The organism is Erwinia sp. PME.40.26/001, assembly GCF_055556675.1.
This window is the reverse complement of sequence record NZ_JBVHNP010000135.1, coordinates 1-276: the sequence shown is the minus strand read 5'-3', so window position 1 is coordinate 276 and position 276 is coordinate 1. Positions and strand designations below refer to the sequence as shown.

Annotated in this window: 1 pseudogene; it reads left to right on the top strand. The window is 69.6% G+C overall.

Annotated features, from left to right (window positions below):
• Window positions 1-198, top strand: a pseudogene (locus ACZ3HG_RS23540) (porphobilinogen synthase); the annotation flags it as partial.
• Window positions 199-276: the final 78 nt, after the last annotated feature.

Sequence of the window (276 nt, the reverse complement as noted above, 5' to 3'; positions counted from 1 at the left end):
GTGCACGAGACCTACCGGATGCCGACCTTCGCCTTCCAGGTCTCGGGCGAGTACGCCATGATCATGGCGGCGGCGGCCAACGGCTGGATCGACGAGCAGCGCGCCATCCTGGAAAGCCTCGGTGCGTTCAAGCGCGCGGGCGCCGCAGGCGTCCTCACCTATTTCGCGCCGCGCGCGGCGGAGATGCTGGGAGGCTGAGGCCGTGGCCGTCCTCGCCCTCGAGCACGTCCAGCTCGCCATGCCGAAGGGCGGCGAAGACGCTGCACGAGGGTTCTA